This window comes from Kitasatospora sp. NPDC023176 (genome assembly GCF_055560495.1).
The window spans coordinates 87,411-113,703 of record NZ_JBVHIP010000014.1 but is presented as its reverse complement, the minus strand read 5'-3'; the positions used below and the strand labels follow the sequence as shown (position 1 = coordinate 113,703).

The 26,293-nt window shown below is 73.7% G+C and carries 23 protein-coding genes; 9 read left to right on the top strand and 14 right to left on the bottom strand.

Annotated elements, in window-relative coordinates; all coding sequences use genetic code 11:
- Window positions 1-9 precede the first annotated feature (9 nt).
- Window positions 10-2,001 (top strand): ricin-type beta-trefoil lectin domain protein, encoded by a 1,992-nt coding sequence (locus ACZ3YL_RS20630; RefSeq protein ID WP_465658915.1) that lies wholly within the window; start codon window positions 10-12, stop codon window positions 1,999-2,001.
- A 153-nt stretch (window positions 2,002-2,154) separates the two neighbouring features.
- Here the strand turns inward: ACZ3YL_RS20630 and ACZ3YL_RS20625 are convergent, their stop codons facing one another.
- Window positions 2,155-2,760 (bottom strand): hypothetical protein, encoded by a 606-nt coding sequence (locus tag ACZ3YL_RS20625; protein ID WP_465658913.1) that lies wholly within the window; start codon window positions 2,758-2,760, stop codon window positions 2,155-2,157.
- Window positions 2,761-3,078: 318 nt separating this feature from the next.
- Between ACZ3YL_RS20625 and ACZ3YL_RS20620 the strand changes: the two genes are divergently transcribed.
- The 3 genes from ACZ3YL_RS20620 to ACZ3YL_RS20610 all read left to right on the top strand — a co-directional run bounded on the left by ACZ3YL_RS20620 (window position 3,079) and on the right by ACZ3YL_RS20610 (window position 6,365).
- Window positions 3,079-4,152: a fatty acid desaturase family protein gene (locus tag ACZ3YL_RS20620; RefSeq protein WP_465658911.1), complete on the top strand. Its 1,074-nt coding sequence runs from the start codon at window positions 3,079-3,081 to the stop codon at window positions 4,150-4,152.
- 62 nt (window positions 4,153-4,214) lie between these two features.
- Window positions 4,215-5,378 (top strand): glycosyltransferase family 4 protein, encoded by a 1,164-nt coding sequence (locus tag ACZ3YL_RS20615; protein WP_465659018.1) that lies wholly within the window; start codon window positions 4,215-4,217, stop codon window positions 5,376-5,378.
- Between the two features lie 84 nt (window positions 5,379-5,462).
- On the top strand, window positions 5,463-6,365 hold the full coding sequence (locus tag ACZ3YL_RS20610) for an alpha/beta fold hydrolase (RefSeq protein WP_465658908.1): 903 nt from the start codon (window positions 5,463-5,465) through the stop codon (window positions 6,363-6,365).
- A gap of 32 nt (window positions 6,366-6,397) precedes the next feature.
- Here the strand turns inward: ACZ3YL_RS20610 and ACZ3YL_RS20605 are convergent, their stop codons facing one another.
- Both ACZ3YL_RS20605 and ACZ3YL_RS20600 read right to left on the bottom strand, forming a co-directional pair.
- The gene (locus ACZ3YL_RS20605; protein ID WP_465658906.1) at window positions 6,398-7,921 is read right to left on the bottom strand and encodes a DEAD/DEAH box helicase; all 1,524 of its coding nucleotides are present in this window, start codon (window positions 7,919-7,921) and stop codon (window positions 6,398-6,400) included.
- A 369-nt stretch (window positions 7,922-8,290) separates the two neighbouring features.
- The gene (locus tag ACZ3YL_RS20600; RefSeq protein WP_045694210.1) at window positions 8,291-8,494 is read right to left on the bottom strand and encodes a cold-shock protein; all 204 of its coding nucleotides are present in this window, start codon (window positions 8,492-8,494) and stop codon (window positions 8,291-8,293) included.
- 312 nt (window positions 8,495-8,806) lie between these two features.
- Here ACZ3YL_RS20600 and ACZ3YL_RS20595 point away from each other — a divergent pair, with 312 nt between their 5' ends.
- Window positions 8,807-9,034, top strand: coding sequence for a hypothetical protein (locus ACZ3YL_RS20595; protein ID WP_188304535.1), 228 nt, complete (start codon window positions 8,807-8,809; stop codon window positions 9,032-9,034).
- A 57-nt stretch (window positions 9,035-9,091) separates the two neighbouring features.
- Here ACZ3YL_RS20595 and ACZ3YL_RS20590 read toward each other — a convergent pair whose 3' ends face one another.
- The 6 genes from ACZ3YL_RS20590 to ACZ3YL_RS20565 form a co-directional block, all read right to left on the bottom strand.
- Window positions 9,092-10,525 (bottom strand): M1 family metallopeptidase, encoded by a 1,434-nt coding sequence (locus ACZ3YL_RS20590; RefSeq protein ID WP_465658904.1) that lies wholly within the window; start codon window positions 10,523-10,525, stop codon window positions 9,092-9,094.
- A gap of 23 nt (window positions 10,526-10,548) precedes the next feature.
- A complete protein-coding gene (locus ACZ3YL_RS20585; RefSeq protein WP_465658903.1) occupies window positions 10,549-11,478 on the bottom strand; it encodes a M20/M25/M40 family metallo-hydrolase in 930 nt (309 codons plus the stop codon).
- 310 nt (window positions 11,479-11,788) lie between these two features.
- Window positions 11,789-13,498 (bottom strand): ABC transporter ATP-binding protein, encoded by a 1,710-nt coding sequence (locus tag ACZ3YL_RS20580; RefSeq protein WP_465658901.1) that lies wholly within the window; start codon window positions 13,496-13,498, stop codon window positions 11,789-11,791.
- Between the two features lie 926 nt (window positions 13,499-14,424).
- Window positions 14,425-15,267 (bottom strand): siderophore-interacting protein, encoded by an 843-nt coding sequence (locus tag ACZ3YL_RS20575; RefSeq protein WP_465658900.1) that lies wholly within the window; start codon window positions 15,265-15,267, stop codon window positions 14,425-14,427.
- A gap of 145 nt (window positions 15,268-15,412) precedes the next feature.
- Window positions 15,413-15,772: a DoxX family protein gene (locus ACZ3YL_RS20570; protein ID WP_188304530.1), complete on the bottom strand. Its 360-nt coding sequence runs from the start codon at window positions 15,770-15,772 to the stop codon at window positions 15,413-15,415.
- Window positions 15,769-16,188, bottom strand: a complete 420-nt coding sequence (locus ACZ3YL_RS20565) for a cupin domain-containing protein (RefSeq protein ID WP_465659016.1) — start codon at window positions 16,186-16,188, stop codon at window positions 15,769-15,771. The genes ACZ3YL_RS20570 and ACZ3YL_RS20565 overlap by 4 nt, the downstream gene beginning before the upstream one ends.
- A 219-nt stretch (window positions 16,189-16,407) precedes the next feature.
- On the opposite strand from ACZ3YL_RS20565, the gene ACZ3YL_RS20560 reads away from it, so the two are divergent.
- Window positions 16,408-17,259 carry a LysR family transcriptional regulator gene (locus ACZ3YL_RS20560; protein ID WP_317621025.1) on the top strand — a complete coding sequence of 284 codons (852 nt, stop codon included), beginning with the start codon at window positions 16,408-16,410 and terminating at the stop codon, window positions 17,257-17,259.
- A 45-nt stretch (window positions 17,260-17,304) separates the two neighbouring features.
- Here the strand turns inward: ACZ3YL_RS20560 and ACZ3YL_RS20555 are convergent, their stop codons facing one another.
- Entirely contained in the window at window positions 17,305-18,483 is a 1,179-nt protein-coding gene (locus ACZ3YL_RS20555) for a toll/interleukin-1 receptor domain-containing protein (RefSeq protein WP_465658898.1), read from the bottom strand.
- A gap of 307 nt (window positions 18,484-18,790) precedes the next feature.
- Between ACZ3YL_RS20555 and ACZ3YL_RS20550 the strand changes: the two genes are divergently transcribed.
- Window positions 18,791-19,774 (top strand): aldo/keto reductase, encoded by a 984-nt coding sequence (locus ACZ3YL_RS20550; protein ID WP_465658897.1) that lies wholly within the window; start codon window positions 18,791-18,793, stop codon window positions 19,772-19,774.
- 258 nt (window positions 19,775-20,032) lie between these two features.
- Here the strand turns inward: ACZ3YL_RS20550 and ACZ3YL_RS20545 are convergent, their stop codons facing one another.
- Window positions 20,033-20,542 (bottom strand): transglycosylase SLT domain-containing protein, encoded by a 510-nt coding sequence (locus ACZ3YL_RS20545; RefSeq protein WP_188304526.1) that lies wholly within the window; start codon window positions 20,540-20,542, stop codon window positions 20,033-20,035.
- Between the two features lie 274 nt (window positions 20,543-20,816).
- Here ACZ3YL_RS20545 and ACZ3YL_RS20540 point away from each other — a divergent pair, with 274 nt between their 5' ends.
- Both ACZ3YL_RS20540 and ACZ3YL_RS20535 read left to right on the top strand, forming a co-directional pair.
- Window positions 20,817-21,449: a PadR family transcriptional regulator gene (locus ACZ3YL_RS20540; protein ID WP_188304525.1), complete on the top strand. Its 633-nt coding sequence runs from the start codon at window positions 20,817-20,819 to the stop codon at window positions 21,447-21,449.
- Window positions 21,442-22,968, top strand: coding sequence for an FAD-dependent monooxygenase (locus ACZ3YL_RS20535; RefSeq protein WP_465658895.1), 1,527 nt, complete (start codon window positions 21,442-21,444; stop codon window positions 22,966-22,968). Before ACZ3YL_RS20540 ends, ACZ3YL_RS20535 begins: the two co-directional genes overlap by 8 nt.
- Before the next feature lie 163 nt (window positions 22,969-23,131).
- On the opposite strand, the gene ACZ3YL_RS20530 is transcribed toward ACZ3YL_RS20535, so the two are convergent.
- Genes ACZ3YL_RS20530 through ACZ3YL_RS20520 form a run of 3 tightly spaced genes read right to left on the bottom strand, consistent with a single transcriptional unit; the run spans window position 23,132 to window position 26,171 of the window.
- Window positions 23,132-23,779: a hypothetical protein gene (locus tag ACZ3YL_RS20530; protein ID WP_188304523.1), complete on the bottom strand. Its 648-nt coding sequence runs from the start codon at window positions 23,777-23,779 to the stop codon at window positions 23,132-23,134.
- Window positions 23,776-25,149 carry a DUF58 domain-containing protein gene (locus ACZ3YL_RS20525; RefSeq protein WP_465658894.1) on the bottom strand — a complete coding sequence of 458 codons (1,374 nt, stop codon included), beginning with the start codon at window positions 25,147-25,149 and terminating at the stop codon, window positions 23,776-23,778. Before ACZ3YL_RS20525 ends, ACZ3YL_RS20530 begins: the two co-directional genes overlap by 4 nt.
- Window positions 25,146-26,171: an AAA family ATPase gene (locus ACZ3YL_RS20520; protein ID WP_188302964.1), complete on the bottom strand. Its 1,026-nt coding sequence runs from the start codon at window positions 26,169-26,171 to the stop codon at window positions 25,146-25,148. The genes ACZ3YL_RS20525 and ACZ3YL_RS20520 overlap by 4 nt, the downstream gene beginning before the upstream one ends.
- Window positions 26,172-26,293 lie beyond the last annotated feature (122 nt).

Here is a 26,293-nt window from a genome sequence, read left to right as displayed (position 1 = left end):
GGATCTGACATGAAACCCCTATCCCGCCTGAAAAGCGCCCTGGCCTGCGGACTCGCCGCAGTCGCCATGGTCTCCGGCCTGACCGTTCAGGCCCAGGCCGCGCCCGCCGCCGGCCCCGTGGACACGAGCTGCGGAACCCCGGCCTCGGTGGGCGGCGGCAACTGCATGACCGCGCTGATCAATTCGGCCTTCGACATGATCAGGGGCATGCGCGACGCCGCGAACGTCAACAAGCTGGACAATGCGGAGTTCACCCAGAGCACCGCGACGAAGTTGAGTCAGAAGTTCCCGGGGTTCAACGTCATGGTGTACAAGACGGTGGGCACCGACCTGTATGACACCGAGTGGTTCAAGGGCGAGTACAAGGCCGATATGAAGGGGGTGCTGCTCGACACCACCTACAAGCTCAATCATTTCCTGGACAAGGAGAAGAAGGATCCGTCCGGCTACGACGTGTTCCGGATCTGGGTCTTCCAGGGGGATTCGACGTTTCGCAACCGGACCGACGGCGGCTTCATGAACTGGGCGTTCGTCGGCAACGACGGCGACAGCGTCAAGAAGGATTCCTGGACCTGCCGGTCGGGCACCGCGAGGCCCTACAAGTGCGACGGCGACGTGCGCACCATCCACTTCCCCGCGCGGTCCGGCTACGGCACCAGGACCGGCAGCCTGACCCCCGACTCCGCCCGCCCCGGCTACCACGCCTGCCTGGACGTCAGCGGCAACGGCACCGCGAACGGCACCCCCGTGCAGATGTGGGAGTGCAACGGCGGCGACGCCCAGAAGTGGACCTACAACGGGTACCGGCTCCAGGCGGCCAACGGCAAGTGCCTGGACCTGCCGGCCGACAACACCGCGCCTGGGACCAAGCTCCAGGTCTGGGACTGCCTGGACAACCCGGGGCAGCGCTGGAACATGTCGGCCAGTGGTGGCTTCCGGCACCTGGTGGACCAGGAGGACCGGTCCAAGGACGTCTGCATCGACGACTTCAGCGGCCAGACCGGCAACGGCAGCCCGGTGGTGGCCTGGGGCTGCGGCTCCGAGGACCGGCGGGACGCCCCCAACCAGAACTGGGCCTGGGGCGGCACACCGCCGACCACCAACCCGCCCACGCCCGGCGGCGGCGGTACCAACGGCGCCGACGTGACCCTCAAGCTCGACGACGGGCTGGGTGCCGTCCCGGTCAACGGTTCCGCCGGTGCGTCGGTCGTCGCCGGGATCCGTGGGGGCAACGAGTCCAAGTGGAAGCTCACCTCGGTGGGCGGCGGCCGCTACCGGATCACCAGCTCCTACGGGCTGGAACTCACCGAGAGCAGCAACTACATGGCCGAACTCCAGCCGTGGAGCAACTCTTCCCAGCAGAAGTGGCAGCTCGTCGCGGTCGGGAACGGCAAGTACCAGATCCGGATCTCCGAGGACGACTGCCTCGCCCACGACGCCGACTTCAAGCAGCTCGGCGTGTGGACCTGCAAGTCGGGCTGGCAGCAGCAGTGGGTGCTGGAGTCCGCCTCCGGCGGCGTGATCACGCCGACCGACCCGACCACCCCGTCGAAGCCGGACCCGAAGCCGAAGCCGGACCCGAAGCCGACCGGGGGCGGCGCCGACGTCCCCACCGAGCGGCCGCTGTTCCTGAAGCTCTCCAACGGGTTGGGCGCGTCGGCACCCACCGAGACCGCCAGCTGGGGTTCGCCGATCGTGGGCGGGATCCTGGGCTACAAGGGGTCCACCTGGACGATCAAGCCGCTGGGCGGGGACCGCTACCGGATCGTCAACGACCTCGGGTACAACCTCACCGAGAACCCCGACACCTACGTCGCCGAGCAGCAGGCGTGGGGCGACACCTCCAACCAGAAGTGGCAGTTCGTCAGCCTCGGCGACGGCAAGTACCGGGTCCAGATCGACGACGACAACTGCCTCACCCACGACGCCGACTTCAAGCAGCTCGGCGTGTGGACCTGCAAGGACGGCTGGAAGCAGGAGTGGACCTTCCAGCTCCGCTGACCGGTGGCCCTTGACTGCGCCGGCTCCTCCCACCCTCCGCCGAGAACGATTTCGGGCGCCGACCATGGCGGTCGGCGCCCGAAGCCGTTCAGCGGACGTCCCGCTCGAAGACGAGCTCCACCTGGACCGCTACCCGGTGGCCGTCGGCGTGGTTCACCTGGTGATGTCGCCGTCCGGCACGTCCCGGACGGTGACCTCCGCGCGCTGCCGGCCCAGGAGTTCGGCCACCGTGTCACCGATCCGCTGGGCGTCGCCCGTCGGCCCGGGGGGCGCCCCGTCGGTGTAGCGCTCGATGGACTTCTCGAAGTACGAGGGGTTCCAGGCCCCGACGGCCCCGCTGACGTCGACGGCCTTCACCGGCCGGTGGCCGACGGCGCGCCTGATGGCGGGGAGGATCTCGTCCGAGCTGTACTTCCCCGGGACCTGGAACAGGCTGGCGTGGCCGCCGACCTTGCCGCCGTGCCGCAGGTAGACGGTGACGACCAGGCAGCTGGTCACCGACGGGTAGGTGATGGTCCCCTTCGGGCCCACCTGGCCGACCTCGCCCTCGGTGATCGAGACGGCACTCGCGCCCGGCGGCCGCTGCCCGAGGCCCTGTGTACCGACCTGCCCCGCCCCGCCGACCGCTCCGTGCGCCGCCGCGTCAGACCTGAGCCCGGCAGCCGACGCTCCGCCGGCCGCACCGGCCGCCAGCACCAGCGCCACCCCGACGGCCAGACCGGCCCGTCCCATGCCCCGCCCGGACACCAGCAACGTCATGACCCCACTTCGGAGAACCGATTCTGCGTACACCCGTGCACCAGTGCACCAGTGCACCCGCGCACATGCACGGTGACACATGTTCCCGAGCACGAACGATCTCGTCAACTCCGTGCAGCGTCGGAACAGCTGGACGATCCTCGGACGGACGACCGGGCCACCAGGGCCTCCGTCCACCCGATCGGGCACTTCCCCGGAACATCCCCGAACGGTTCGGGACAGGAACGGGCCGGGTACGAAAGGCTCCGCCCATCCGGAGCGGGGCCCCGTGGCGCGGCGGCCGGGATCGGCCGGAGCGACCCCCACCGGGAAGGTGACATGACCGTTCAGGACGTCCCGACCGCCGGAGCCCTCCGGCACGGCGACTTCGCCGAGCTGCGGCGACGCGTCGCGGAGGCCGGGCTGCTGCGCCGGCGCCCGCTGTACTACGCCTGCCGCGCCAGCGCCCTGCTCGCCGCCTCGGTGCTGCTGCTGGCGGGGTTCACCGCGCTCGGGGCGAGCTGGTGGCAGCTCGGTCTCGCGCCGCTGTCCGCCTTCGTGCTGGGGCAGTTGGCGCTGCTCGGTCACGACGTCGCGCACCACGCCGTGTTCTCCGGGCGCCGGGCGACCGACCTGGCGGGCATCCTGCTGGGCAACCTGGTGGTCGGCATGAGCTACGGCTGGTGGGTCAGCGACCACAACCGCCACCACGCGCACCCCAACCGTGAGGGCCGTGACCCGGCGGCCGACGCCATCCTGTTCGTCCGCACCGCCGAACAGGCCGCCCGGACGAGGGGGTTGAGGCGGAGCGTCGCCAAGTACCAGGCGGAGCTGTTCTTCCCGCTGCTCTCCCTCCAGGCGCTCGGCCTGGTCGTCGCCACCGGGCTGACCCTGGTCCGCGGCCCGCTCCGGCACCCCGCGCTGGAACGGACCCTGGCCGTCCTGCACTACGCCCTGGCGGCAGGTCTGCTGCTCGTCGTCCTCACACCGCTCCAGGCGCTCGCGTTCGCCGTGGTGTGCGGCGCGGTGCTCGGCGTGTACCTGGGGTGCGTGTTCGCGCCCAACCACAAGGGCATGCCGATGACCGGCGCGGCCGAGGAGCACACCGACTACCTGCGGCGGCAGGTGCTGCCCTCCCGCAACCTCCGGTCCGGGCGGTTCGTCCACTTCCTGTTCGGCGGCCTCGACCTCCAGATCGAGCACCACCTCTTCCCGGCCATGCCGGTGGCCGCGCTGCGCCCGGCCTCGCGCATCGTGCGCGCCTACTGTGCGGAGATCGGCGTGGACTACTGCGAGGCCGGTCTCGTCGACTCGTTCCGGGAGATCCTGCGGGACCTCCGGGCGGTCGGCCGCTCCATCGAGGCGGAGCCACGGCCGACCGTGACCGGGCCCGCGACGGGAGCCGCCCGGTGAGCCGGATCCTGTCCGGAGCGGCGGTACGAACCCCGGGTGGCCCGGGGCGAGGCGGCGGCCGGCTGCGGGTGCTGATCGTCACCGAGTCCTTCGCCCCGCAGGTCAACGGCGTCGCCCACAGCGTGCTCCGGACGGCCGAGCACCTGGTGACCCGAGGGCACGAGGTGCTCGTGGTCGCCCCGGCGACCCGGACCCGGCGGGGCCCCGAGCGGGCCGACGGCTATGAGGTGGTCCGGGTGCCGTCCGTGCCGCTGCCCGGTTACCCGGAGGTGCGGATCGCCCTCCCCGGGCGCCGGGCGACCGGCCTGGCCGCGGCCGTCGGCCGGCACCGCCCGCACGTCGTCCATCTGGCCGGGCCGTTCGCACTCGGAGCCGCCGGGGCGGCGGCGGCCGGCCGGGCCGGCATCCCGACCGTCGCGGTCTTCCAGACCGACATGGCCGCCTACACCAGGACCTACCTCCCGGTGGCAGGCGAGCCCGCCGCCCGGCTCGCCTGGCGGATCCTGCGACGCATCCACACCGCCGCCGCCCGGACGCTGGCGCCGTCCCGGTCCTCGCTGCGCGCGCTGGCCGCCCAGGGCGTGCCCCGGCTGCACCTGTGGCCGCGCGGCGTCGACTGCACCCGCTTCCACCCCGGCCACCGCGACGAGGCGCTGCGCCGAACGCTCGGCCCGCACGGGGAGGTGCTGGTCGGCTATGTCGGCCGCCTGGCGGCGGAGAAGCAGGTCGACCGGCTGGCCGCGACGTCCCGGCTCCCGGGCGTACGGCTGGTGGTCGTCGGCGACGGCCCGTGCCGCGGCGCCCTGGAGGCCGCATTGCCGGACGCGCTCTTCCTGGGCCGCCGTACCGGGCACGAACTCGCCCGGCTCTACGCCTCGTTGGACGTCTTCGCGCACACCGGCCCGTTCGAGACCTTCGGCCAGACCGTCCAGGAGGCGATGGCCAGCGCCCTGCCCGTGGTCGCCCCGGCCGCCGGCGGGCCGCTGGACCTCGTCCGGCCGGGGAGCACCGGCCTCCTCGTCCCGCCGGGCTCGGGCGAGGCGTTCCGGACGGCGGTCGAACGGCTCGCCCGGGACGCCGGGCTCCGGGCGGAGTTCGGCCGGGCGGGCCGCGCCGCGGTGGCCGGGCGCAGCTGGGAGGAGGTCGGTGACCAGCTGATCGGGCACTACCGGCTGGCCATCACGGAGCCGACCGGGCCGCGGAGCCGACCGGTCGACGCCGGTTGACGCCGGTTGACGGCACCGGCTGACGACACCGGCTGACGGCGCCCGCCCGAGCCCCCCACCGAACCCCTGGAGGATCGCCCCACCGTGTACCAGCCCCTCGCCGCCGAGTACCTCCCCAGCACCGCGCCCACCGCCGACACCGCCGTGTTCCTGCACGGCCTCGGCGGGTGGACCCACAACTGGGCCGCGCTGACCGGCCTGCTGCGGCCGTCCGTCCACTGCCTCGCCCTCGATCTCCCCGGCTTCGGCAGGTCGGCGCCCCCGCCCGACGGGCGGATCACCGTCGCCCGGCTGGCCGCCGCCGTCGCCGGCCACCTGGACCGCGCCGGGCACCGCCGGGTGCACCTCGTCGGCAACTCCCTCGGCGCCCTGGCCGCGCTCCACCTCGCCGCCCGCCGTCCGGGCCTGGTCGCCACCCTCACCCTGGTCTCCCCGGTCCTGCCCGCGCTCCCGCCGGCCCAGACCCTGCGGATCTCCCTGCTCGCCCTGCCCGGCGCCCACCGCCTGTACGCCCGGCGCCTCGCCGACCAGAGCCCGGACCGCCAGCTCGACGACCTCTACCGGCTGATCTACGCGAACCCCGCCCTGGTCACCCCCGAGCAACGGGCGACCGAGGCCCGCGAACGCCTACGCCGCGCCGAACTCCCGCACACACCATGGATGTTGGCCGCGGGCGTGCGCGCGATCGTCCACACCTTCCTGCACCGCGGGCCGTCCTCCCCCTGGCAGCAGGCCCACCGGATCACCGCCCCCACCCTGCTCGTCTACGGCCGGGAGGACCGCCTCGTCCCCTTCCGCACGGCGCCCCGCGCCTATGCGGCCTTCCGCGACGTCCGGCTCCTGACCCTGCCGGAGACCGGTCACGTCGCGATGCAGGAACGCCCCGGGCCCGTCGCGGCCGCACTGCGCGCCCTGATCGCCGAGAACCGTCCCCTCTCACCGGCCCCCGGCACCTGGACCGCCCGCCGGCCCGCCCCCTGCCCGTAGGCGTCAACCCCGGGCGGGCCGGCGACGCGCCGCTACGCGACGCGGGCGGCGGCGCTCCCGGGGGCCCGGCGGCGGCCGGAGGTGCCCCGGTCGTCGCGCCGGGAGGCGGCGGTCCGGTTGTCGCCGGCGGTGCCGGTGGGGCGGCCTCGGCGGGCCCAACCCGCGGACTGGCCGCGGCGCGGCCGCTCGACGACCGGGTTGGGGATCACGGTGGGGATGCCGGTGGGCACCCGGGCACCGGTGATGCGGGCCAGGTCCTCGTCGCCGGCGCTGACCCTGGTGGTGACGGGGGTGATGGCAGCCGTGGCCATCAGGCGGGCCATCGCGCGGCGCTGGCTGGGCAGCACCAGCGTGACGACGGTGCCGGACTCGCCGGCCCGGGCGGTGCGGCCGCCCCGGTGGAGGTAGTCCTTGTGGTCGGTCGGCGGGGCGAGGTTGACGACGAGGTCGAGCCCGTCGACGTGGATGCCCCGGGCGGCGACGTTGGTCGCGATCAGGGCGGTGACCTGGCCGGTGCGGAACTGCTCCAGGGTGCGGGTGCGCTGGGGCTGGGACTTCCCGCCGTGCAGGGCCGCGGCCTTCACCCCGTTCGCGAGCAGGTCCTCGACCAGGAGGTCCGCGCCGTGCTTGGTTTCGGTGAACATGATCACCCTGCCGTCGCGGGACGCGATGTGGGCGATCGTGGCGTTCTTGTCGACGTTCTGCACCTGCAGCACGTGGTGCTCCATGGTGCTGACCGCTCCGGCGGACGGGTCCACCGAATGGGTGACCGGGTCCTTGAGGAAGCGCCGCACCAGGCGGTCGACGTCGCGGTCCAGAGTGGCGGAGAACAGCATGGTCTGGCCGCCCTCGGCGACCTGGGCGAGCAACTCGGTGACCTGCGGCAGGAAGCCCATGTCGGCCATCTGGTCGGCCTCGTCGAGCACCGTGACGCCGACCTGGTCCAGCCGGCAGTCGCCGCGCTGGATCAGGTCCTTGAGCCGGCCCGGGGTGGCCACCACGACCTCCGCCCCGCGGTTCAGCAGCCATGCCTGGCGGGTGATCGAGGTCCCGCCCACCACGGTCGCCATCCGCAGGCGTACGGCGCGGGCGTAGGGGGTGAGCGCCTCGGTGACCTGCTGGGCGAGTTCGCGGGTGGGGACCAGCACCAGCGCCAGCGGGCGGTTCGGCTCGGCCCGCTGCCCGGCGGTGCGCGCCAGCACGGCGAGCCCGAACGCGAGGGTCTTGCCGGAGCCGGTGCGGCCGCGTCCGAGGACGTCGCGGCCGGCCAGCGAGTTCGGCAGCGTCGCGGCCTGGATCGGGAACGGTGTCGTGACGCCCTGGCGGGTCAGCACCGACAGCAGCGACTTCGGCAGGTCCAGCTCGTCGAAGGCCTCGACCGCGGGCAGCGCCGGGGTGGTGCTCACCGGCATCGCGAACTCGCCCTGAGCCAAGGCGTTCTGACGGCCGCTCAGGCCGGAGGAGCGCCGGCCACCGGCCGGCCGGCCACCGTGGAAGGACCCGCCGGCGGAGCGGGAGCCGGCGTTCTGGTACGGGGAGCGACTGGAGCGGTTCATGCGGGAGACCTTCCTCGGGGCGGCGCGTCACGAGGAAGGCTCCGCGGCGCGGGGCGCCGGGCGGAGACCGCAAGGGAACGGGCCGGAAGTATGACGGTCGGAGCGTGGACGGTGGAACCGTGCGGCACGTCACCTACGGTCAGCGCTCACCGCGGAAGGCGGGAGCGAAGAACCTCGAACCGTGAACTGTCACGGCAGGGCGCCGATCCGGACGCGGCGCTGGGCGTCTCGCGTGGGGATGGCTGCCGGTGGCGGAGCCAGGGGCCTGAACGGCGGGGGGTGCCGTGGCGGAATAGCCAAGGGGGGCCCGCACCGGGCATGTGCGCGGTACGGGCCCCTCACTGCCAGGCGTGTGCCGTGGCAGAAGTACTACAGCGGGCGAATGTTCTCGGCCTGCGGGCCCTTCTGGCCCTGCGTGACGTCGAACTCGACCTTCTGGCCCTCGAGCAGCTCACGGAAGCCATTGGCGTTGATGTTCGAGTAGTGGGCGAAGACGTCCGGGCCGCCACCCTCCTGCTCGATGAAGCCGAAGCCCTTTTCCGAGTTGAACCACTTGACGGTGCCATTAGCCATAGAAATATCTCCTTCAAGGGACTGTCCGAAGCACGCACTGCGCGAGCCTCGAGTCACCGGAGCGCCCACCGGGGAAGAGCCGGGGAACAAAAAATGCGCCTGCCAAGTATCAGCAGGCGCACACAAAGTTCATGGGAACCACTACTGCAACTGAGTCGACTGTAGCAGGTCACGGCCCGCCGCGACATGATCTGCCGCCCTCGGTTCGGCGGAAGCCTTCCCGGGGGCGGCAGACGCGACATTCCGACCCGGGTCGAACCCGTGTCCACCGGAAAGTCCCGCGCCCGCGTTTCCAGGCGCATACTGGCTGCGATGACGAAATTTTCAGCAGGTCGCCGCCCCCTGCCCACCAGTCCCTTCAAGGCTCGCGCGGAGGCGCCGCGCAAGCACTTCGCCGTCGGAGACCGGGTCACCCACGACAGGTACGGCCTCGGCCGGGTCATCGGCGTCGAAGGTGACGGCGAGGGCGCTGTACTGGTCGACTTCGGCTCGCTGCGGGCACGCATCACCCACCCGTACACCGCGATGTTCAAACTCTGACCCCGGACGCCCCGGACGCCCCGGAGACCCCGGTACCCGGCCGATCGGGCCGCGTGGCTAGCCGTGCCGGCCGTCGGCCAGTGGGGCCAGGGTGCCGGGGTAGAGGTATTCCTTCGACGGCATGGTCGTGCCGTGGGCCCAGGCGTCGAAGAAGCCCTTGAGGTCCTTGCCGGACACCTTCGCGGCCAGGGCCTCGAACTGCGGGAAGGAGGCGTTGCCGTAGGCGTGATCGGCGGTCCAGCGCTGGAGGGTGCCGAAGAAGGCGTCGTCGCCGACGGTGCGCCGCAGGGCGTGCATCATCAGGGAGCCCTTGAAGTAGAGGGCCTGGCTGAGCTCGTTGCCCTGGCCGGGGTCGTACAGCTTGGTGGACCAGTACGCCGGGTTGTTCCTGTTCTCCTCGACGCCCCGGGCGTAGAACGCGGTGTCGAGGTTCGATCCCTTGTGCTCCTCCCACAGCTGGTTGGCGTACTGGGCGACGCATTCGGCGATGCAGCCGTCGCGCCAGTCGGTGAACGACACGCTGTCGCCGAACCACTGGTGGGTGTTCTCGTGGACCACCGCGGCGTCCCACAGGTAGTTGGTGTAGGTGGGTCGGCTCTGGGTCTCCAGGTCCGGCGCGCCCGTGCCCGGCTCCTTGGGCCAGCTGCGGACGATGGCGCCGGCGGAGGAGAACGGGTACGGGCCGAACTTCGAGGCCAGGAAGGCGAGGATCTCCGGCTGCTGGGCCTCGGCCGTCTCGTCGATCGGCACGCCCGGGCTGTAGGCCGTGATGACCGGCGTCCCGTCGGGCAGCTCCGAGCGGTGGACGGTGAACCTGTCGATCGCGACCGTGCCGAGGTAGGTCGCCATCGGCTTGTCCTCGCGCCAGCGGAAGGTCGTCGAACCCCCCGCGCTGGTGGTCGGGCCGGGCCGGCCGTACCCGATGGCCGTCCAGCCGTCGGGTACGGTCGCGGCGAGCGAGAAGGTGGCCTTGTCGGACGGGTGGTCGTTGGACGGGAACCAGGAGGTCGCGGCGTGCGGCTCGCCCATCGCGTTGACGCCGCCGGACACCAGCAGGTGCCAGCCCTCGGGGTCGGGCTTTCCGGCGTACACCACCCGCACCGCGAAGGTGGCGCCGCCGGCCACCCGGCGGGCGGGTTCGATGTCCAGCTTGTGCGCGCCGGAGCGGGAGAACGACTTCACCGGGACGCCGTTCACGGTCACGGAGGCGACCTGGAAGCCCTTGAGGTCCAGGGAGAGGCGGTCCAGCGACCGCAGCGCCCGGGCGGTGACGGTCGTGTCGCCGTTCAGCAGGTCGGGCCGCGCCGGGTCGTAGGCGATCCGGACGTCGTAGTTCGCCACGTCGTAGCCGGCGTTGCCGTCGTCGGGGAAGTACGGGTCGCCGGCCCCGGCCGCTCCCGCGGGGACGGCGGTCAGGGCGACGCCGAGGGCAGTGGCGGCCGCCACCAGGGTGGCGGCCTTGCGGCGGTGGCAGCTCAGCGGTGTGCGCATCTGGGACTCCTGGGGACGGGCGGTCAGGACCGGGCGGTGGCGGGGGCGGTGGCGGCGGGCGTCTTGCCGGCGAACTGCCACACCACGCCGATCAGCGCGTTGGTGCTGGTCACCTGGGTCGCGGGGTCGACGTTGGCGAGGTTGTCGCACGCGTCGTGGAGGCAGTCCGAGACCCCGCTGCTGAAGCCGGACGACGGGATTCCGGCGGCCCCGAACGGCTGGTTGTCGGAGCTGTCCAGCGGGATGTCGAAGGTGGCGAACCCCCTTGCCCCGAACCAGTTCTCGAAGGCCTGGAAGGCCGCGGTCCCACCGTTCTTCGGGTCCTTCACCACGAGGTACTGCTGGACGTTCTTGCTGCCCGCCTGGTCGAGGTTGAGGTACAGGTCGATGGCCTTGCGGTCGCCGGCGGACAGGTTCTTGACGTAGTCCGCCGAGCCGACCATCCCCAGCTCCTCCGCCCCCCACCAGGCGAAGCGCAGGTGCCGCTCGGGCGTCAGGCCGGCCCTGGCCACCTGGAGGGCGGTGGCCAGGACGGCCGCCGAGCCGGAGCCGTTGTCGTTGATCCCCGGGCCCATCGGGACGCTGTCCAGATGCGCTCCGGCGAGCAGGACGTGGTGAGGGTCGCCGCCCGGCCAGTCGGCGATCAGGTTGTAGCCGTCCTTGCCGTCATGGGAGAAGCGGCGCAGCTGCGTCCGGAAACCGGCCCGGTCCAGGGCCTGCTTCACGTACGCCACCGACTCCGTGTACCCCCGGGTGCCGTGCGCGCGGTTGCCGCCGTTGCGGTCCGCGATCCGTTGCAGGGCCTGGAGGTGCGGCATCACCTCCGCCGTCGTGACGGTGGGCGCGGCGGCCGGCCCGGCAGTGGCAGCCGCCGCCGTGCCGGCGGGGACGCCGGACAGCAGCAGGGCCGCCCCGAGGGCGCGGGCGGTGAGGGAGACCGGACGGGAGGGCATCACGCGGGAGCCTTTCGGAGGCGGAGCCGGGGCGCTCCCCCGGCGGGTTCCACCCACCCTGGTCCGTCGATGTCAGGAACGTGTCGAGAGGCTGTCGTGATCCGATGGGGTGAACCGGTGAGGTGATCCGACGGGGTGATCCGATCGGGTGAACCGATGGGGTGAACCGATGGGGTGAACCGGTCCGGCGGGCGACTCACGCGCCCCGCTGCGCCCCGGCACGTGTGCACCGTGCGTCCCCACGCCCGCCGCCCGGCCGGAGGTCCTCGGCGGCCGGTGGCGGCGCCCACGGAGCGCCGCCACCGGGTGATCACCCAGGGTGGTTGGCGGGGACCACCGCCGGGACGGGGCCCGGGGCGTCGAGGGCGAGCACGTCGTCGGCGAGGGGCAGCAGGGCCCGGTCGTGGGTGATCAGGATGACCGTGCGACCGGCCATCAGGCGGCGCAGCGGGGCGATGAGCTGTTCGAGGGTGCGCGGGTCCAGTCCGGTGGTGGGTTCGTCCAGGACGAGGACCGGGGTGTCGCGCAGGAAGGCCCGGGCGATGGCGACGCGCTGGGCCTGACCGCCGGAGAGCTGGAAGCCGTCCGCACCGATGACCGTGTCGTAGCCGTCCGGGAGTGCGGTGATGAAGTCATGGGCGCCGGCGTTCCGGGCCGCGTGTTCGATCTCGTCCGGCCGGGCGTCGGGGCGGCCGTAGGCGATGTTGTCGGTGATCGAGGCGTGGAAGAGGGGTGCCTGCTGGGGCAGTAGGGTCACGGCCCGGCGCAGGGAGGCGAGGGTGAGCTCCCGGATGTCCCGGCCGTCGAGGCGGACGGTGCCGCTCTCCGGGTCGAGGAAGCGGACCAGCAGTTTGGCGAGCGTGGACTTCCCGCTGCCGCTGGGCCCGACCACGGCGAGCGTCCCGCCGGGACGGAGGTCGAAGTCCAGGCCGGCCAGCGCCGGGGGCCCGGAGCTGCCCGGGTAGGCGGCACGGACACCCTCGTAGGTGATCCGGCCGCGCACCGGCCCGGCGTCCCGGGCGTCGTCGCGTTCCCGCACGGGGCTGGTCAGGTCGTGCAGCTCCAGGACGCGTTCGCCGGAGGCGCAGGCGGCGCCGGCCAGCGGGACGAGCCCGGCGAGCTGCTGGGCGGGTTCGAAGAGCTGGGCCATGAAGGCCGCGAACGCGAGCAGGCCGCCGAGGCTCAGGTTGCCGTGGATGACCTCGAAAGCGCCGACGCCCACCACGACCAGCCCGGCGAGCAGTTGCAGCACCCCGATGAAGGGCTGGTAGAGGTCGGCCACCCGGGCGGCGGACAGTTCGGCGGCGAGCAGGGCCCGGCCCTCCCGGTCGACCCGTTCGACCTCGCGGCTCTCCTGGCCGTACGTCCGGGTGACGACGGCGTTGCGCAGCGTCTCCTCCAGCAGGGCGGTGACGCCGCCGGCGCGGCGCTGGACCTGCCGTTCCCGGCGGCGGATGCCCCGGCCGAACAGGCCGGTGGCGAGGATGAACAGGGGTGCGGCCACCAGCGCTGCCAGGGTGAGCGGCCAGCTGAGGTAGAACGCGGCACCGGTGAACAGCAGCAGGCTGACGGCGGCCACCCCGCCCTCGACCAGCCCGGTCGCCACCATCTGCTCGATCGCGGCGATGTCGGTGGTCAGCCGGGCGACGAGGTCGCCGCGCCAGCGGGTCTCCAGGGTGTCGGGGGGCAGGGTGTGCAGGTGGGCCAGGGTGCCGGTGCGCAGCCGGAGCATGTAGCGTTCGGCGGTCCTGGTGCTGGTGTACGTCCCCGCGTAGGTGAGCAGCCCGGCGACGACGGCCGTGCCCAGCATGAGCCCGGCGAGCAGCCAGAAGTCGGCGAAGCGGCGCGGCACGAGGACGTCGTCGATCAGGTCCTTGAACAGCCAGACCGAGACGACCTCGCCGAAGGCGCCGAGGACCAGCAGGACCGCGCTGAACGGGAGCCAGCGCAGGTCCGGGCGGACCCACGGCCAGAAGCGGTGGAAGAGCTCGCGCAGCGGAATGTCGGGCGAGTCCGCCACCGGTCCCTGGTCGGCCGTCGCGTCGTCCCGGCCCCCCGAAGGCGTTGCACCGTGCACTGCGGCACCCCGTTCAGAGTCCGGAGGACAGGATGAAGGGCCGGCGGCGGCGCCGCCGGCCCTCGGGTGGAGCTATGACGGGCTGTTGGAAGCAGCCCTCATCGGCCTCACCGTCACCACAGTCCGAACCGCCTACGGCGGTTGTAACGACGGCGGCGGCGACGACGACGTCCCTCGCCATGGCCTCGACGGTCGAAGTAACTCATTGCTGACTTCTTTCTCTCGTCTCACCGGCGGCCCGCCCCACGACCGTCGCCGAAGCGATTGGCCGAAAGGCGCATACGGCACCGGATCTGCCGTGTCGTGGTCGAATCCGTCCGGTGTGGCCTCTCGGGCAACGCTCCGCGCGGATTCGTTCCACTCCTCCAGTATCCGCCGACCACGACCCGGCGCAGCTCCAGAGCGGCATTGGAGCAGCCGCACCCGCCCTGACCAGCCGAAACGTCGTACGGATTGGTCGGCCGACTGGGCCTATCAGGCGGCGATCGGACCGTCCCGACGGCGCCCTGGAGACGGTTCGCGCAGCGCTGGCCCGGGTTGCCCCGGAGGGGCGAGGAGCGCACGACGGACGACGACCTCGCCCGGCTTGCTCCGAGGCTTCGCGGGGGCGCTACCGCTCGACGTCGGGCGCCGTCCCGCACGGGCGGAGGACCGGCCGCACGTGGCCCGGACCCTCGGCCGACTCCCTACGGAGGAGGCGTTCATGACGCTGCGACAGATCGTCGGCGAACTCCTGCGGGCCGAGCAGGACATGACGGACCGAGCGGAGGACGACTGCGGCCACCGCGGGAACCCCAGGGCCGTACCGAACCCTGGAGAACGCGCGGTGGCCGCGGAGCACGACACGGACCCGCCCCGGCGGAGCGGGATCAGCCGGCCTGCTCCTGCTCGGCCTCCACCTCGGCGTTCCAGTCGCGCTTGGCCGCCCGCCAGGCCTCGTCGCTCTGGCCGAGCCGCCAGTAGCCCGAGACCGACAGCCGCTCGCGCGGGACGCCTCGCTCCACCCGCAGCAGGCGCCGCAGCTCCTTCACGAAGCCCGCCTCACCGTGGACGAACGCGGAGGCCGTGCCGGCCGGGAAGTCCAGCGCGCCCACCGCCTCGACCAGCGCCTCGCCCACCGGGCGCGTGCCGCGGTGCAGCCAGCTGATCTCGGCCCCGGCCGGCGAAATGATCTTCTGCTCCTCCGCGGCATCCGCGACCTCGACGAAGGCGTGCACCACGGCGTCGGCCGGCATCCGCTCCAGCGCCGCGGCGATCGCGGGCAGCGCGCTCTCGTCGCCCGCCAGCAGGTGCCAGTCGGCGCTCGGATCGGGGACGTAGCCGCCGCCGGGGCCGAGGAAGCGCACCGTCTCGCCGGGCTGGGCGCGGGCCGCCCACGGGCCGGCCAGGCCCTCGTCGCCGTGCACCACGAAGTCGACGGTCAGCTCGCGCGGCACCGGATCCCAGGCCCGCACGGTGTACGTCCGGGTGACCGGCCGCTGCTCGGGCGGGAACTCCTCACGGATCCGCGCCAGATCGAAGGGCTCCGGGTAGCTCACGCCCTCGGGCGTGAAGAGCACCTTGATGTAGTGGTCGGTGAACTCGGCGGCGTCGAAGTCCGCCAGCCCCGCACCGCCGAGGACCAGTCGCACCATGTGCGGCGTGATCCGCTCGGTGCGCAGCACCCGTGCTTCACGGGCCCGCGGTGTGCGGCGGGTCGGTTGGTCTGTCATGGTGCCCCCCTGGGCTGTGTGATCGCGCATCCTGCTTAGGCCAGCCTAAGCTAACACTCCCGAGGAAGCATGCGGCTCTGGGCCGTCGTCCTGAGCCCGGCCGGCCGGCGGCCGGCCGGGCTCAGGACCCGGTGGCCGGCCGGGCTCAGGACCCGGTGGCCAGCCAGACGGCCACGGCGGCGGCGGTGACCAGACCGGCGTTCAGGCCGATCCGGCGGTCTCCACCGGTCAGGTGGACGACGATCGCCCCGCCCTGCAGCAGGACGAAGCCGATCGCCGCGGCCGGCGCCAGCGCGGGCGCGATGCCGGTCAGCGGCGGCAGGACCAGGCCGGCCGCGCCGAGCACCTCCACCACCCCCAGCGTCCTGAGGGCGGCGAGCGGCACCCGGTCCACCCAGGCCATCATCGGCCGGAGCCGATCGGGGCCGCGGACCGTCTTCAGCGTGCCCGCGTAGCCGTAGAAGAGCGCCAGCGGGCCCGCGACCGTCCAGTAGGCGATGCTCATTCGGTGTCCGGGGCGGCCGTGGTCGCGGGCGCGGCGGCCGGCACGGTCGCGTAGCGGCTCATCGTCTCGATGTTCGCCCGGGGTGTCAGCGGGCGGCCGGCGGCGAGCACCTGCGCGAGGTCCCGGAAGTACTGCACGTACAGGTCGGGGGTGAACGTGCTGAGCAGGACGGCGGGTCGGTCGGTCCGGTTGGCGAAGGTGTGCGGGGCGCCGGGTGGGACGAGCACGAACGTGCCCGCCACGGCGTCGTGGTCCTGCTCCCCGACGGTGAAGCGCACGGTGCCGGAGAGGACGTAGAAGCCCTCGTCGTGCTGGGCGTGGCGGTGCTGTGGCGGCCCCTCGGTGTGCGGGGCGAGCACGGACTCGGCGATCGCGAGGCGGTGCCCGGTGTGGCTGCCGTCCTCCAGGACGCGCATCCGCGTGGGGCCCAGCACGATCGTCTCGCCCTCGCCGGGGCGCACCAGGACGACGGCGGGGTCGGCGGTGCGCGCGGGGTCGGCTTCGGTGCCGGCTGCGGTGATGGCTGCGGTGCCGGTTGCGGTGTCTTCGGTCATGCCCACCACTCCACCGCCGGGGCCCGCCGGCTGTCCAAGACCAGTCCCGCAGCACCGATACCGGATGGGTATCGTGACAGCGTGGACTTGCAGAGCCTGCGCTATTTCGTCGCCGTCGCCGAGGAACTCCACTTCGGCCGGGCGGCCCACCGGCTGCACATGACCCAGCCACCGCTGAGCCGGGCGATCCAGCGGCTGGAGACCGAGGTCGGGGCCCTGCTGTTCACCCGCTCCCCCGCCGGCGTCGCACTCACCCCCGTCGGCGCGGTGCTGCTCGACGAGGCACGGGGGCTGCTCGAACACGCCGACCGGCTCCGGGCCCGGGTGGGCGCGGCGGCCGGCGTCGCGACCGTCACCGTCGGCATCCTGGGCGACGGCACCGACCCCGGGGTCTCCGGCCTGGCCGCCGCCTACCGCCGACGCCACCCCGGCATCGACATCCGCGTCCGCGACACCGACCTGACCGACCCGACGTGCGGGCTGCGCGCCGGACTGGTCGACGTCGCCCTGACCCGGGCGCCGTTCGACCGGACCGCCCTGACGGTCCGTACCCTCCGGGCCGACCCGGTCGGCGCGGTCCTGCGCGCCGACGATCCGCTGGCCGGCCGCGACGGGCTGCGGCTCGCCGAACTGGACGGCCGCCGCTGGTTCCGGTTCCCACCGGGCACCGACCCCGCCTGGCAGTCCTACTGGCACGGCGGCAGCCCGCGCGAGGGACCGGTGGTGCGGGCCGTCCAGGAATGCCTACAGGCCGTGCTGTGGAACGGCACCGTCGGCCTGATGCCGCTCGGACACGACCTGCCCGCGCAACTCGCCGTGGTGCCGCTGGCCGACATGGCGCCGAGCCGGGTGGTGGTGGCGTGGAACGAGGGCGACACCAACCCGCTGATCCGCTCCCTGGTCGAGATCGCGACGGCCGTCTACCGCCGCTGAGCACCGGCCGCCGCCGGGCGCGACCTGCGGGCCCCGGCCGGGCCCTCAGCCCTCCCGCAGGTCGCGGGCCAGGCGGCTGACGGCCTGGGCGAAGGCGAGGCCGTCGCCGTCGTCGTGGAAGTCCGGGATGTAGTACTCGCGGATGGTGCGGGCCACGTCGTAGCCCGCATCGGCGTCGAAGAGTTCCCAGCCCAGCAGCCACTCGTGGGCGACGATGCGGATCGGGAAGAGCTTTCGGGTGCCGCTCTGCCGCTCCGCCCGTACGGCCCGGCCGATCTCGGTGGCCACCCAGTTGCTGGCCATGCTGGCCTCGGACAGCACGAGGATCATCCGCCCCCGCCGCTGGATCTCCTCGGTGATCTGCTCCAGGATCGTCCGGCCGCCGCGGATGTCGTGCGGGGCGAACCAGGTGTCCACGCCGTTGGCTTCCAGATGGCTGCGCAGCTTGGCGGCGAAGGACTCGTCGGCCGAGCTGTAGCTGATGAAGACGCTGGGGCGGGCCGGCTCTCGGGCGCTGCGTGCGGCGTCGCGGTACGCGCGTACGGCGTCCGGGTCGGCACCGGCCCGGACGAAGAACCTCTCCAGGCCGGCGAGGTCGCGGGTCAGCTCCTCGACGGCCCGGTCGTCCGGCAGCTGCTCGCGGGCGACGTCCAGAACCCGGCCGTTCAGGATGAAGGAGGCGGCGATGGTGCGCTCGTCGATCTGGCACAGCCCGTTGACGACCACCGGGTCCAGCGTGGTGGCCACGAACTCGGCACCGGCGAAGACGTTGAACCCGAAGTGGGCGTCGGCGAAGACGGCGCCGTTGAAGGTGATCTCGTCGAAGACCGCCTGGACGAAGAACGCCTCGCGGTAGTTGCCGCCGAACGTCCCGCCGCGGAAGGTGGCCTTGAAGAAGTCGGCGGCACGGAAGGCCGCCTGTGCGAGGTCGCAGTGCAGGAACCGGGCCTGGACGAAGCTGGCCTGGATGGCGTTGACGCGGCGCAGGCGGCAGCCCCGGAACTCGCAGCGGTCGAAGGTGCCCATCGCGAGGACGCAGTCGTCGAACTCGCAGTCGACGAAGACGGCGTCACTGAGGTCCTCCCGGCCGAGCCGCAGCCCGGTGAACGTCCGACCGCCGAACTCGCGGACACCGGCAGCGTATTCGGCGAGCAGCGCCCTGGTGACCTGCTCGCCGTTCGGGGCGGCGGCTCCGGGGTCGGTGTCGCGGGCGGCGTCGGTCATGGGCAGCCCCCGGGTTCCTGCGAGCATGGCACGGACACTTCGAACATAGCACCAGGACACGGGAGTTGGGTTCGGTTCCGGGTGGGCCGGACCGGAGGTCGGCGGTGGCGACGCCTTGCCCGACGGTCGACGAGCCGCGGCGGGGACGCCAGGGTTCTCCCCCGAACGAGAACACCACGTCACCGTCGTCCTCGACCGGCCGGACCCAGGAGACTGGCACACCCCCTACCGCGTGAAGGAGTCGTGATGCAGGTAGCCGTGATCACCGGGGCGGGCACCGGTCGACGCGGCGTGAGAGGCTCGTGCCATGGAACAGCGTGTACTCGGCCGCACCGGCCGTCCCGTCTCGATCGTCGGACTCGGCACCTGGCAGCTCGGCGCCGACTGGGGAGACGTCCGGGAGGAGGACGCCCTGGCCGTGCTGGACGCCTCCGTGGAGGCGGGTGTCACGCTCTTCGACACCGCCGACGTCTACGGCGACGGCCGCAGCGAGCGGCTGATCGGCCGTTTCCTGAAGGAGCGCCCGGACGCGGAGGTGTTCGTCGCCACCAAGTTCGGCCGCCGGGTCGCGCAGCGCCCCGAGCACTACCACCTCGCCAACTTCCGCGCCTGGGCGGACCGTTCACGCGCGAACCTGGGCGTGGAGCGGCTGGACCTGGTGCAGCTGCACTGCCCGCCGACGCCCGTCTACTCCTCGGACGAGGTGTTCGACGCCCTGGACACCCTGGTGGCGGAGGAGCGGATCGCCGGCTACGGGGTGAGCGTCGAGACCTGCGCGGAGGCACTGACCGCGATCGCGCGCCCGGGCGTCGCGAGCGTGCAGATCATCCTGAACGCGTTCCGGCTCAAGCCGCTGGAGCGGGTGCTGCCCGCCGCCGAGGCGGCCGGGGTCGCGATCCTGGCGCGGGTGCCGCTCGCCTCGGGGCTGCTCTCGGGCCGCTACAGCGAGCGGACCGTCTTCGCCCCGGACGACCACCGCACCTACAACCGCCACGGCGAGGCCTTCGACCAGGGCGAGACCTTCTCCGGCGTGGACTTCGCGACGGGCGTCGAGGCGGCGGCGGAGTTCGCCGCGCTGGCACCCGAGGGCGCGACAGCCGCGCAGACGGCGCTTCGCTGGATCATCCAGCAGCCGGGGGTGACGACGGTGATCCCCGGGGCCCGCAATGTCGCGCAGGCGCGGGCGAACGCGGCCGCCGCCGCGCTGGCACCGCTGCCGCCGGCCACGCTCGACGCCGTCCGGGACCTGTACGACCGCCGCATCCGGCCGCAGGTGCACGACCGCTGGTAGCCGGGGCCCGGCCGCGTCGCATCGGCGCGGGCCGAGGCGGCGGGCCGGGGCGGCGGGCGGCGAAGGCCCGGTGGCCGACTCGGGCGGTCAGGAGCCGGCCGGCGGTGGGGTGAGCCCGGCCGGTTCGGCGAACGTCTGCTCCCGGCGGCAGGTCCGTGCTCGACCGGGGCACGGACCGGCCGGCCCTGGTGCCGTTCAGGGGGCACCAGGGCCGGCCGGACGGGACGGGTGATCGAGGTGCTCACCCCCGGTGGGGCGTCACTGCCAGACGCGGTAGACCGCGTCCCGTGCTTGGCCGAGGTACTGCTGGTAGGTGCCCAGGTGCCAGGCCGCCCAGGACGCCCAGCCCCGGCCGGTGCCGTCGTTGTCGATCTTCCAGGCCTTGCGGGCCGACCAGCCCATGTCCTGCCAGTTCTCGGCGGTGACGACCCCGGAGTCGTGGTAGTGGACGTCGGGGTACCAGCGCTCGTTGATCTGCCAGGCACCGAGGTCCTTGGTGCCCGGGTCGGGGTCGGTGGGGAGGTTGGTGTGGACGGCCAGGCGGTCGCAGCCGGACTCGGCCATGGCGATCGCGACGGCGTAGATCGCGTCGTCGTTGCGGCCCTCGCCGGACTTGTCCTTCGCGAAGCCCGCCAGCTGGGCCTCCCGGGCGCAGGCGTCGATGCCGCTCTGATCGCCGGCGGCATGGGCGGTGAAGGTGGTCGAGGTGAGGGTGAGCGCCAGAGCGACGGCTGAACCGGTCAGCAAGGCACGAGTCTTGCGCAGCACGAGAGTTCTCCCTTCGGCGGCGGCCCGGGGGTCGGGCCGGGTACGGGGAAGGACGCTATGCGGCACCGGTAGACAGGCGATCAACACGAGGGAGGGTGGGTCCTGACCGGGACGACGGGTGGCGCGCCCCGCCGCCCGACGGCGTGCCGAGCCGCGGGGCGGCACCCGCCGAACGCCCCCACCCACAGCCTTGCGCCCGGCACCCTCGGCTCCATATGCTCGGATCCAAGTAATCGACACCTGGTAATCAACCGAGTCGACGCACTGGAGCCTCATGACCACCCGTCAACCCCCCGCCGCCGCCCAGCACTCGCCGAAACGCCCGGCCAACACCCTCGCCCTCGCCGTCCTCGGGCTGCTGCTGGAACAGCCGATGCACCCCCACGCCCTGGCCGGCACACTGCGCGAGCGCGGCATGGAGCGCGCGTTCAAACTGACGACCGGCTCGCTCTACGACACCGTCCGCGCGCTCACCCGGGACGGCTGGATCGAGGCGGACGGCACCGAGCAGGTCGGCAACCGCCCGGCCCGCACCGTCTACCGCCACACCCCCGCCGGGCGGGACGGCTTCACCGACTGGCTCGACGAGCTGATCCGGGAGCCCTCCCCCGAGTACCCGCGCTTCCTCTCCGCCGTCGGCTACCTCGGCGCGCTGGGCCCCGCCCGCGCGGCGGAGGCGCTGCGCGAGCGGGCCGCCGCGCTGCGGGAGCGGATCACGCGGGACGCCGAGGCCTACCGCGTGGCCCGCGAGGAGCACGACGCGCCGCGCCTGTTCGTCATCGAGGCCGAGTACGCCGCCGCCATGGCGCAGTCCGAGCTGGCCTGGGTCGAGCGCACCGCCGACGAGATCGAGCACGGAACACTGACCTGGCCGGGACTCGGCCGGACGGGGGCGGACGATGACTGACGACGCGACGCAGGACGAGACCGTCGACGTTCTGGTGGTCGGCGCCGGGCCCGCCGGGCTGGCACTCGGCGGGGAGCTGGGGCGCGCCGGGGTGCGGGCGCTGGTTCTGGAGCGGGAGCCCGAACCGCCCGGCTACTGCCGCGGGTTCAACCTCAACGCCCGGAGTCTGGAGCTGTTCGACCGCCGGGGCCTGGCCGCCCGCTTCCTCGCCGAGGGACCGACCGTGCCGACGACCATGTTCGTCGGTGCGTCCCGGCTCGACCTCACGGCCATGCGCGCGAAACACCGCTACATCCTGGGCATCCCCCAGACCCGGGTCGAGGAACTGCTCGCCGAGTGGGCCGTGGGATCGGGTGCGCGCCTGGTCCGCGGCCGGCGCCTCACCGGGCTGCGGCAGGACGGTGACGGCGTGACGGCCGAGGTCGAGGGCCCGGACGGCCCGTCGACCCTGCGTTGCCGGTGGCTGGTCGGCTGCGACGGGGGCCGCAGCACGGTGCGCAAGGCGGCCGGGATCGGCTTCCCCGGGACGCCGGCCCGGAACTTCACCCTGCTCGGGGACGTGGTGCTCGCCGACCCGTCAGCCGTCCCGTACGGCCCCAACACCGGGCCCGACGGCCGCTCGGTGTTCGCGATCCCGCGCCCCGGCTACGTCCGTCTCCTCACCGCCGACCCCGCACCGCCCGCGGACCCGCACGAGCCCGTGTCGCTCGACTCCTTCCAGCGCGCGATCGAAGCCGCACTGGGGCACCGGGCCGAGATCGCCGAGGCCCGGTGGCTGACCCGGTTCGGGGACGCGGCGCGGCTCGCCGAGCGGTTCCGGGCGGGCCGGATCCTGCTCGCCGGGGACGCCGCGCACATCCACCCCCCGGCCGGTGCCATCGGCGTCAACGCGGCGATCGACGACGCCGTCAACCTGGGCTGGAAACTCGCCCTGGTGGCACGCGGGCAGGCGGCGGACACCCTGCTCGACACCTACCACGACGAACGCCACGCGGCCGGCACCCGACTGCTCCGCAACACCCGCGCCCAGGCGGTGCTCGCCCAGGCCGACGGGGACGACGACCGTCTGGCGCCGGTCCGTGAACTCCTCGCGGAACTGGCCGAATCCGAGGCCACCGCCGGCCCGGTGGCCGAGGAGATCACCGGTGTCGCCACCCGCTACCCCGCCTCCGGCGCCCCCGGACACCCCTGGGCCGGACGGATGGTGCCGGACCTCCCCCTGGGCCCGGCCGGTGCGGACGGCCTCACGGCGCTGCTGGCCCGCACACCCGGCGGCGCCCTGCTCCTCGACGGCACACCGCAGGCTCACCCCCTCTCCGCCGCCGCCCACCCCTGGACGGACCGCGTCACCACCGCCCACACCCACCCGCAGGCCCTGCACGGCGCCCACGCGGTCCTCGTCCGCCCGGACGGACACGCGGCCTGGATCGGCACACCGTCCGCACCCGTCGAGATGGCGGCGCAGGAACTGCGGGAGAGCCTCGCGCACTGGTTCGGCCCCCCGGCGGCAACCGCCTGACATCAGCCGCCCTCCCCGCCTGCTACCCCGCCTGCTACGCCTACGCCGCCGGCCACCTGCCCGAACCACCGGCAGGATCCGGTGCCCCAGGTCCGGACGGCCCCTTGGGCTGGGACAAGCCCGGCACCGCGCCCCCACCGTCGGTCGGCCGGCGGTCGGGGCCTCAGCCGGCGGACGGGCGGTCGTCGTGCGGCTGTTGGTCCGGCGGGGCCTGGGGTGGGGTGCGCTCCGGGCGCAGGGCGAGGGCCACACCGACGGCGGCCGCGGTCAGGCCCAGTACGGCGAGTGGGCGGGACCACTCGCCCGCCGCGGTAGGGGCGAAGGCCGGGGGCAGGACCAGCAGTGCGGCGGTGAGGGCGGCGGCCGCGGTGGCGGGGCGGATGGTCGGGCGGTGGGGGCCGAGCGCGTCGAGCACCAGGAGGTAGCCGGCGAGCAGGACGGTCACCGCGAGCGCCCGCCACCAGGACGGGTCGCCGAGGGCGGCGAGCGGGACGGCTCCGGCGGCGAGGAGGGTGGTACGGGTGGCGGCCAGGCGCGCGAGCCGCCTCGTCGGGGTCGGGCCGTCCGGTGCGGGGACGGCAGCCCACAGGGCGACGGCGGCGATCGGCAGGAGGCAGACGGGCCCCAACCGGTCGGTGAGCGTGCCGGTTCCGGTGCCCGCGGCGGCAAGGGCCAGGACGGTACCGGTGGCGCGCAGGGCGGCGCGTTGGAGGCCCGGGGAGAGGGCGGTGCTGCGGGCCGACCGCCCCGGCTTCGCGGCGCGCCTCGGACCGGCCGAAGCGCTCGGAGCAGTCGTCGAGGGGAGGGTCATCGGCCGGCCCCCACGATGCGGCGGCGCAGCAGGGGTCCGAGGGCCAGGTCCAGGGCTTCGCCGGGGGTGTGGCCGACCACCGGGATGCCCCGACCGCGCAGGGTGGCGCGCATCGCCTCGCGTTCGGCGCGCCACAGGCGCAGCGCGAGGGCGTCGGTCTCGTCGTCGGGCCGGGCCGCCGGTTCTCCGGCCGGGATCTCCACGACGACGAGGGGGTTGCCGCGTTCGCGGATCCGGCCGAGGACGTCGAGGATGCGTTGGTCGGCGAGGGGGGTGAAGGCGTAGACGAGGGCGTGGCCGGGCAGGGCCGCGAGCGGCAGGGGTGGGAGGGGGCCGCGTCGGGGGCGGTCCTGGCGGGCCTCCAGCACGCTCTCCACGATGCGGTAGAACTGCCGGTCCCCGCCGGCGGCGGTGAGCTGGCGCAGCTGCCCGCCGACCGCGACGAGGCCGATCCGGTCGTGTCGGCGCAGGTAGGCGCGGGTCAGGCCGGTGGCGGCACGCAGGGTTTCGTCCAGGCTGCGCCGTCCGGTGGCGGTGTCGAGGTAGTCGGCGAGGGTGTCGAGCAGGACGACCGCGTCGACGGCGCGTTCGGCGGCGAACTGGTTGATCTGGACGGCGTCGCGGCGGGTCGTGGACGGCCAGTGGATCCGGCGTTGCCGTTCGCCGGGCACGTGCGGGCGGACGCCGACGACCTCGACGCCGGTGCCCTCGTGGGCGGTGGTGTGTTCGCCGATCCGTTCGGGCAGGCGGACCGGGATCGGGGTGAGGCGGGCGGCGTCGGGGACGGGGAAGACGTCGACGGTGCCGAGGTCGGTACGGACGGTGCGGCGGGTGAGGCCCCGGGCGTCGGGCACGTCGACGTCGACGACGCCGAGGTGGCGACGGCCCCAGCTGTCGGCGTGGAGGACGAGGTCGACACCGGTCGGGGTGACGGTCAGGGCGTCCAGGGCGAGGCCGGGGCCGAGCGACACGGTGGGTTCGGGCACGCCGATCCGGCCGTCGTGATCCACGGTGACGTGCACGGTGACGGGCTCGCCCTCGAAGCAGCGCTGTGGTCGGGCGGTGCTCCGGGCGGACAGCCGCGTGGGGCGGCCGGCGGCGAGCGCGAGCAGCACGGCGGCGAAGGCGGCCGGGGCGAGCAGCCAGGCGTGGCCGGTGAGCAGGGCGGCGACGGCCGCGACGGTGGCCACCGTGAGCAGGCGCAGGGTCTGCTCGCCGGGCCGCCAGTGCGGTGACGGCGGACTGTCCGGCAGACCGGCGGCGCTCGCCCGGACGCTGCGGGCGACGGCCAGGGCCCGGGCGCGCTCGGCGCGGCGGTCGGTGCCGTTGGGCTCCCCGGCGGCGGAGGTCTGCTCCGGGGCAGGGTTCACGGTGCCACCGCGCGGGGCAGGGTCTGCGGCGCCGGGACGGAGGCGACCAGCCGCGCCAGCACGTCGTCCGCCTCGATCTGGCGCACCCACAGTTCCGGCTTGAGCGTGATGCGGTGGGCCAGGGCGGGCCCGGCGAGCGCCTTGACGTCCTCGGGGGTGAGGTAGTCGCGGCCCTCCAGCATGGCGCGGGCACGGGCCAGTTGGATCAGCGCGAGGCCGCCGCGCGGCGAGGCGCCCACCTGGATCTGCTGGTCCTTGCGGGTGGCGTCGACGAGGGCGATGACGTAGTCGACCAGGTCGTCGTCGACCTCGACCCGTTCCACCGCGGCCCGCATGGCGAGCAGTTCCGCCGGGCCGGCCACGGTCTCCAGGACCGGTTCGGGGGCCGCGCGGCCGATCCGGGCGCGCAGCATCGCCGCCTCGGTGGCGGTGGGGAGGTAGCCCATGCGCACGCGCAGCAGGAAGCGGTCGAGCTGGGCCTCGGGCAGCGAGTAGGTGCCCTCGTACTCGATCGGGTTGGCGGTGGCGATGACCAGGAAGGGGTCCGGCAGCCGGCGGGTGGCGCCGTCGACGGAGACCTGGCCCTCGGCCATCGCCTCCAGCAGGGCGGCCTGGGTCTTGGGCGGGGTCCGGTTGATCTCGTCGGCCAGCAGGAGCTGGGTGAACAGCGGGCCGGGCCGGAACACCATCTCGCCGGTCTTGCGCTCGTAGAAGGGCGCGCCGGTGACGTCGGAGGGCAGCAGGTCGGGGGTGAACTGGATCCGGCGGAAGTCCAGGCCGAGTGTGGTCGCGAACGAGCGGGCCAGCAGGGTCTTCCCGAGCCCGGGCAGGTCCTCGATCAGGACGTGCCCGCCGGCGAGGGCGCCGAGCATGACCAGGCGCAGCGCCTCGGGCTTGCCGACGACCGCCCGTTCGATCTCCGCGAGCACCGCGCGGGCCCGTTCTCCGGCCTGCTGCGGGGTCAGCGGGGGCGCGGTCGGGGCGTCGGCGGGGCGGTGGGGGCGGGTGGAGAGGTCGGACATGTCGCTCCTGCGGAAACGATTCGGTCGCTGGGTGTGGTGCTCGGACGGGGGGTCGGTGCGGGGACCGCTACGGCGGTCGATGCGGGGATCGGTACCGCGGTCGGTGCGGGGATCGGTACGGG

What these genes read in the sequence shown, in the direction of transcription:
- ACZ3YL_RS20590 (WP_465658904.1), bottom strand. Translation starts at nt 10,525, where the DNA reads ATGCGCACACCGCTGAGCTGCCACCGCCGCAAGGCCGCCACCCTGGTG.
- ACZ3YL_RS20605 (WP_465658906.1), bottom strand. Translation starts at nt 7,921, where the DNA reads ATGAACCGCTCCAGTCGCTCCCCGTACCAGAACGCCGGCTCCCGCTCC.
- ACZ3YL_RS20625 (WP_465658913.1), bottom strand. Translation starts at nt 2,760, where the DNA reads ATGACGTTGCTGGTGTCCGGGCGGGGCATGGGACGGGCCGGTCTGGCC.
- ACZ3YL_RS20520 (WP_188302964.1), bottom strand. Translation starts at nt 26,171, where the DNA reads ATGTCCGACCTCTCCACCCGCCCCCACCGCCCCGCCGACGCCCCGACC.
- ACZ3YL_RS20595 (WP_188304535.1), top strand. Translation starts at nt 8,807, where the DNA reads ATGACGAAATTTTCAGCAGGTCGCCGCCCCCTGCCCACCAGTCCCTTC.
- ACZ3YL_RS20535 (WP_465658895.1), top strand. Translation starts at nt 21,442, where the DNA reads ATGACTGACGACGCGACGCAGGACGAGACCGTCGACGTTCTGGTGGTC.
- ACZ3YL_RS20540 (WP_188304525.1), top strand. Translation starts at nt 20,817, where the DNA reads ATGACCACCCGTCAACCCCCCGCCGCCGCCCAGCACTCGCCGAAACGC.
- ACZ3YL_RS20600 (WP_045694210.1), bottom strand. Translation starts at nt 8,494, where the DNA reads ATGGCTAATGGCACCGTCAAGTGGTTCAACTCGGAAAAGGGCTTCGGC.
- ACZ3YL_RS20620 (WP_465658911.1), top strand. Translation starts at nt 3,079, where the DNA reads ATGACCGTTCAGGACGTCCCGACCGCCGGAGCCCTCCGGCACGGCGAC.
- ACZ3YL_RS20570 (WP_188304530.1), bottom strand. Translation starts at nt 15,772, where the DNA reads ATGAGCATCGCCTACTGGACGGTCGCGGGCCCGCTGGCGCTCTTCTAC.
- ACZ3YL_RS20550 (WP_465658897.1), top strand. Translation starts at nt 18,791, where the DNA reads ATGGAACAGCGTGTACTCGGCCGCACCGGCCGTCCCGTCTCGATCGTC.
- ACZ3YL_RS20530 (WP_188304523.1), bottom strand. Translation starts at nt 23,779, where the DNA reads ATGACCCTCCCCTCGACGACTGCTCCGAGCGCTTCGGCCGGTCCGAGG.
- ACZ3YL_RS20555 (WP_465658898.1), bottom strand. Translation starts at nt 18,483, where the DNA reads ATGACCGACGCCGCCCGCGACACCGACCCCGGAGCCGCCGCCCCGAAC.
- ACZ3YL_RS20565 (WP_465659016.1), bottom strand. Translation starts at nt 16,188, where the DNA reads ATGCGCGTCCTGGAGGACGGCAGCCACACCGGGCACCGCCTCGCGATC.
- ACZ3YL_RS20575 (WP_465658900.1), bottom strand. Translation starts at nt 15,267, where the DNA reads ATGACAGACCAACCGACCCGCCGCACACCGCGGGCCCGTGAAGCACGG.
- ACZ3YL_RS20630 (WP_465658915.1), top strand. Translation starts at nt 10, where the DNA reads ATGAAACCCCTATCCCGCCTGAAAAGCGCCCTGGCCTGCGGACTCGCC.
- ACZ3YL_RS20585 (WP_465658903.1), bottom strand. Translation starts at nt 11,478, where the DNA reads ATGCCCTCCCGTCCGGTCTCCCTCACCGCCCGCGCCCTCGGGGCGGCC.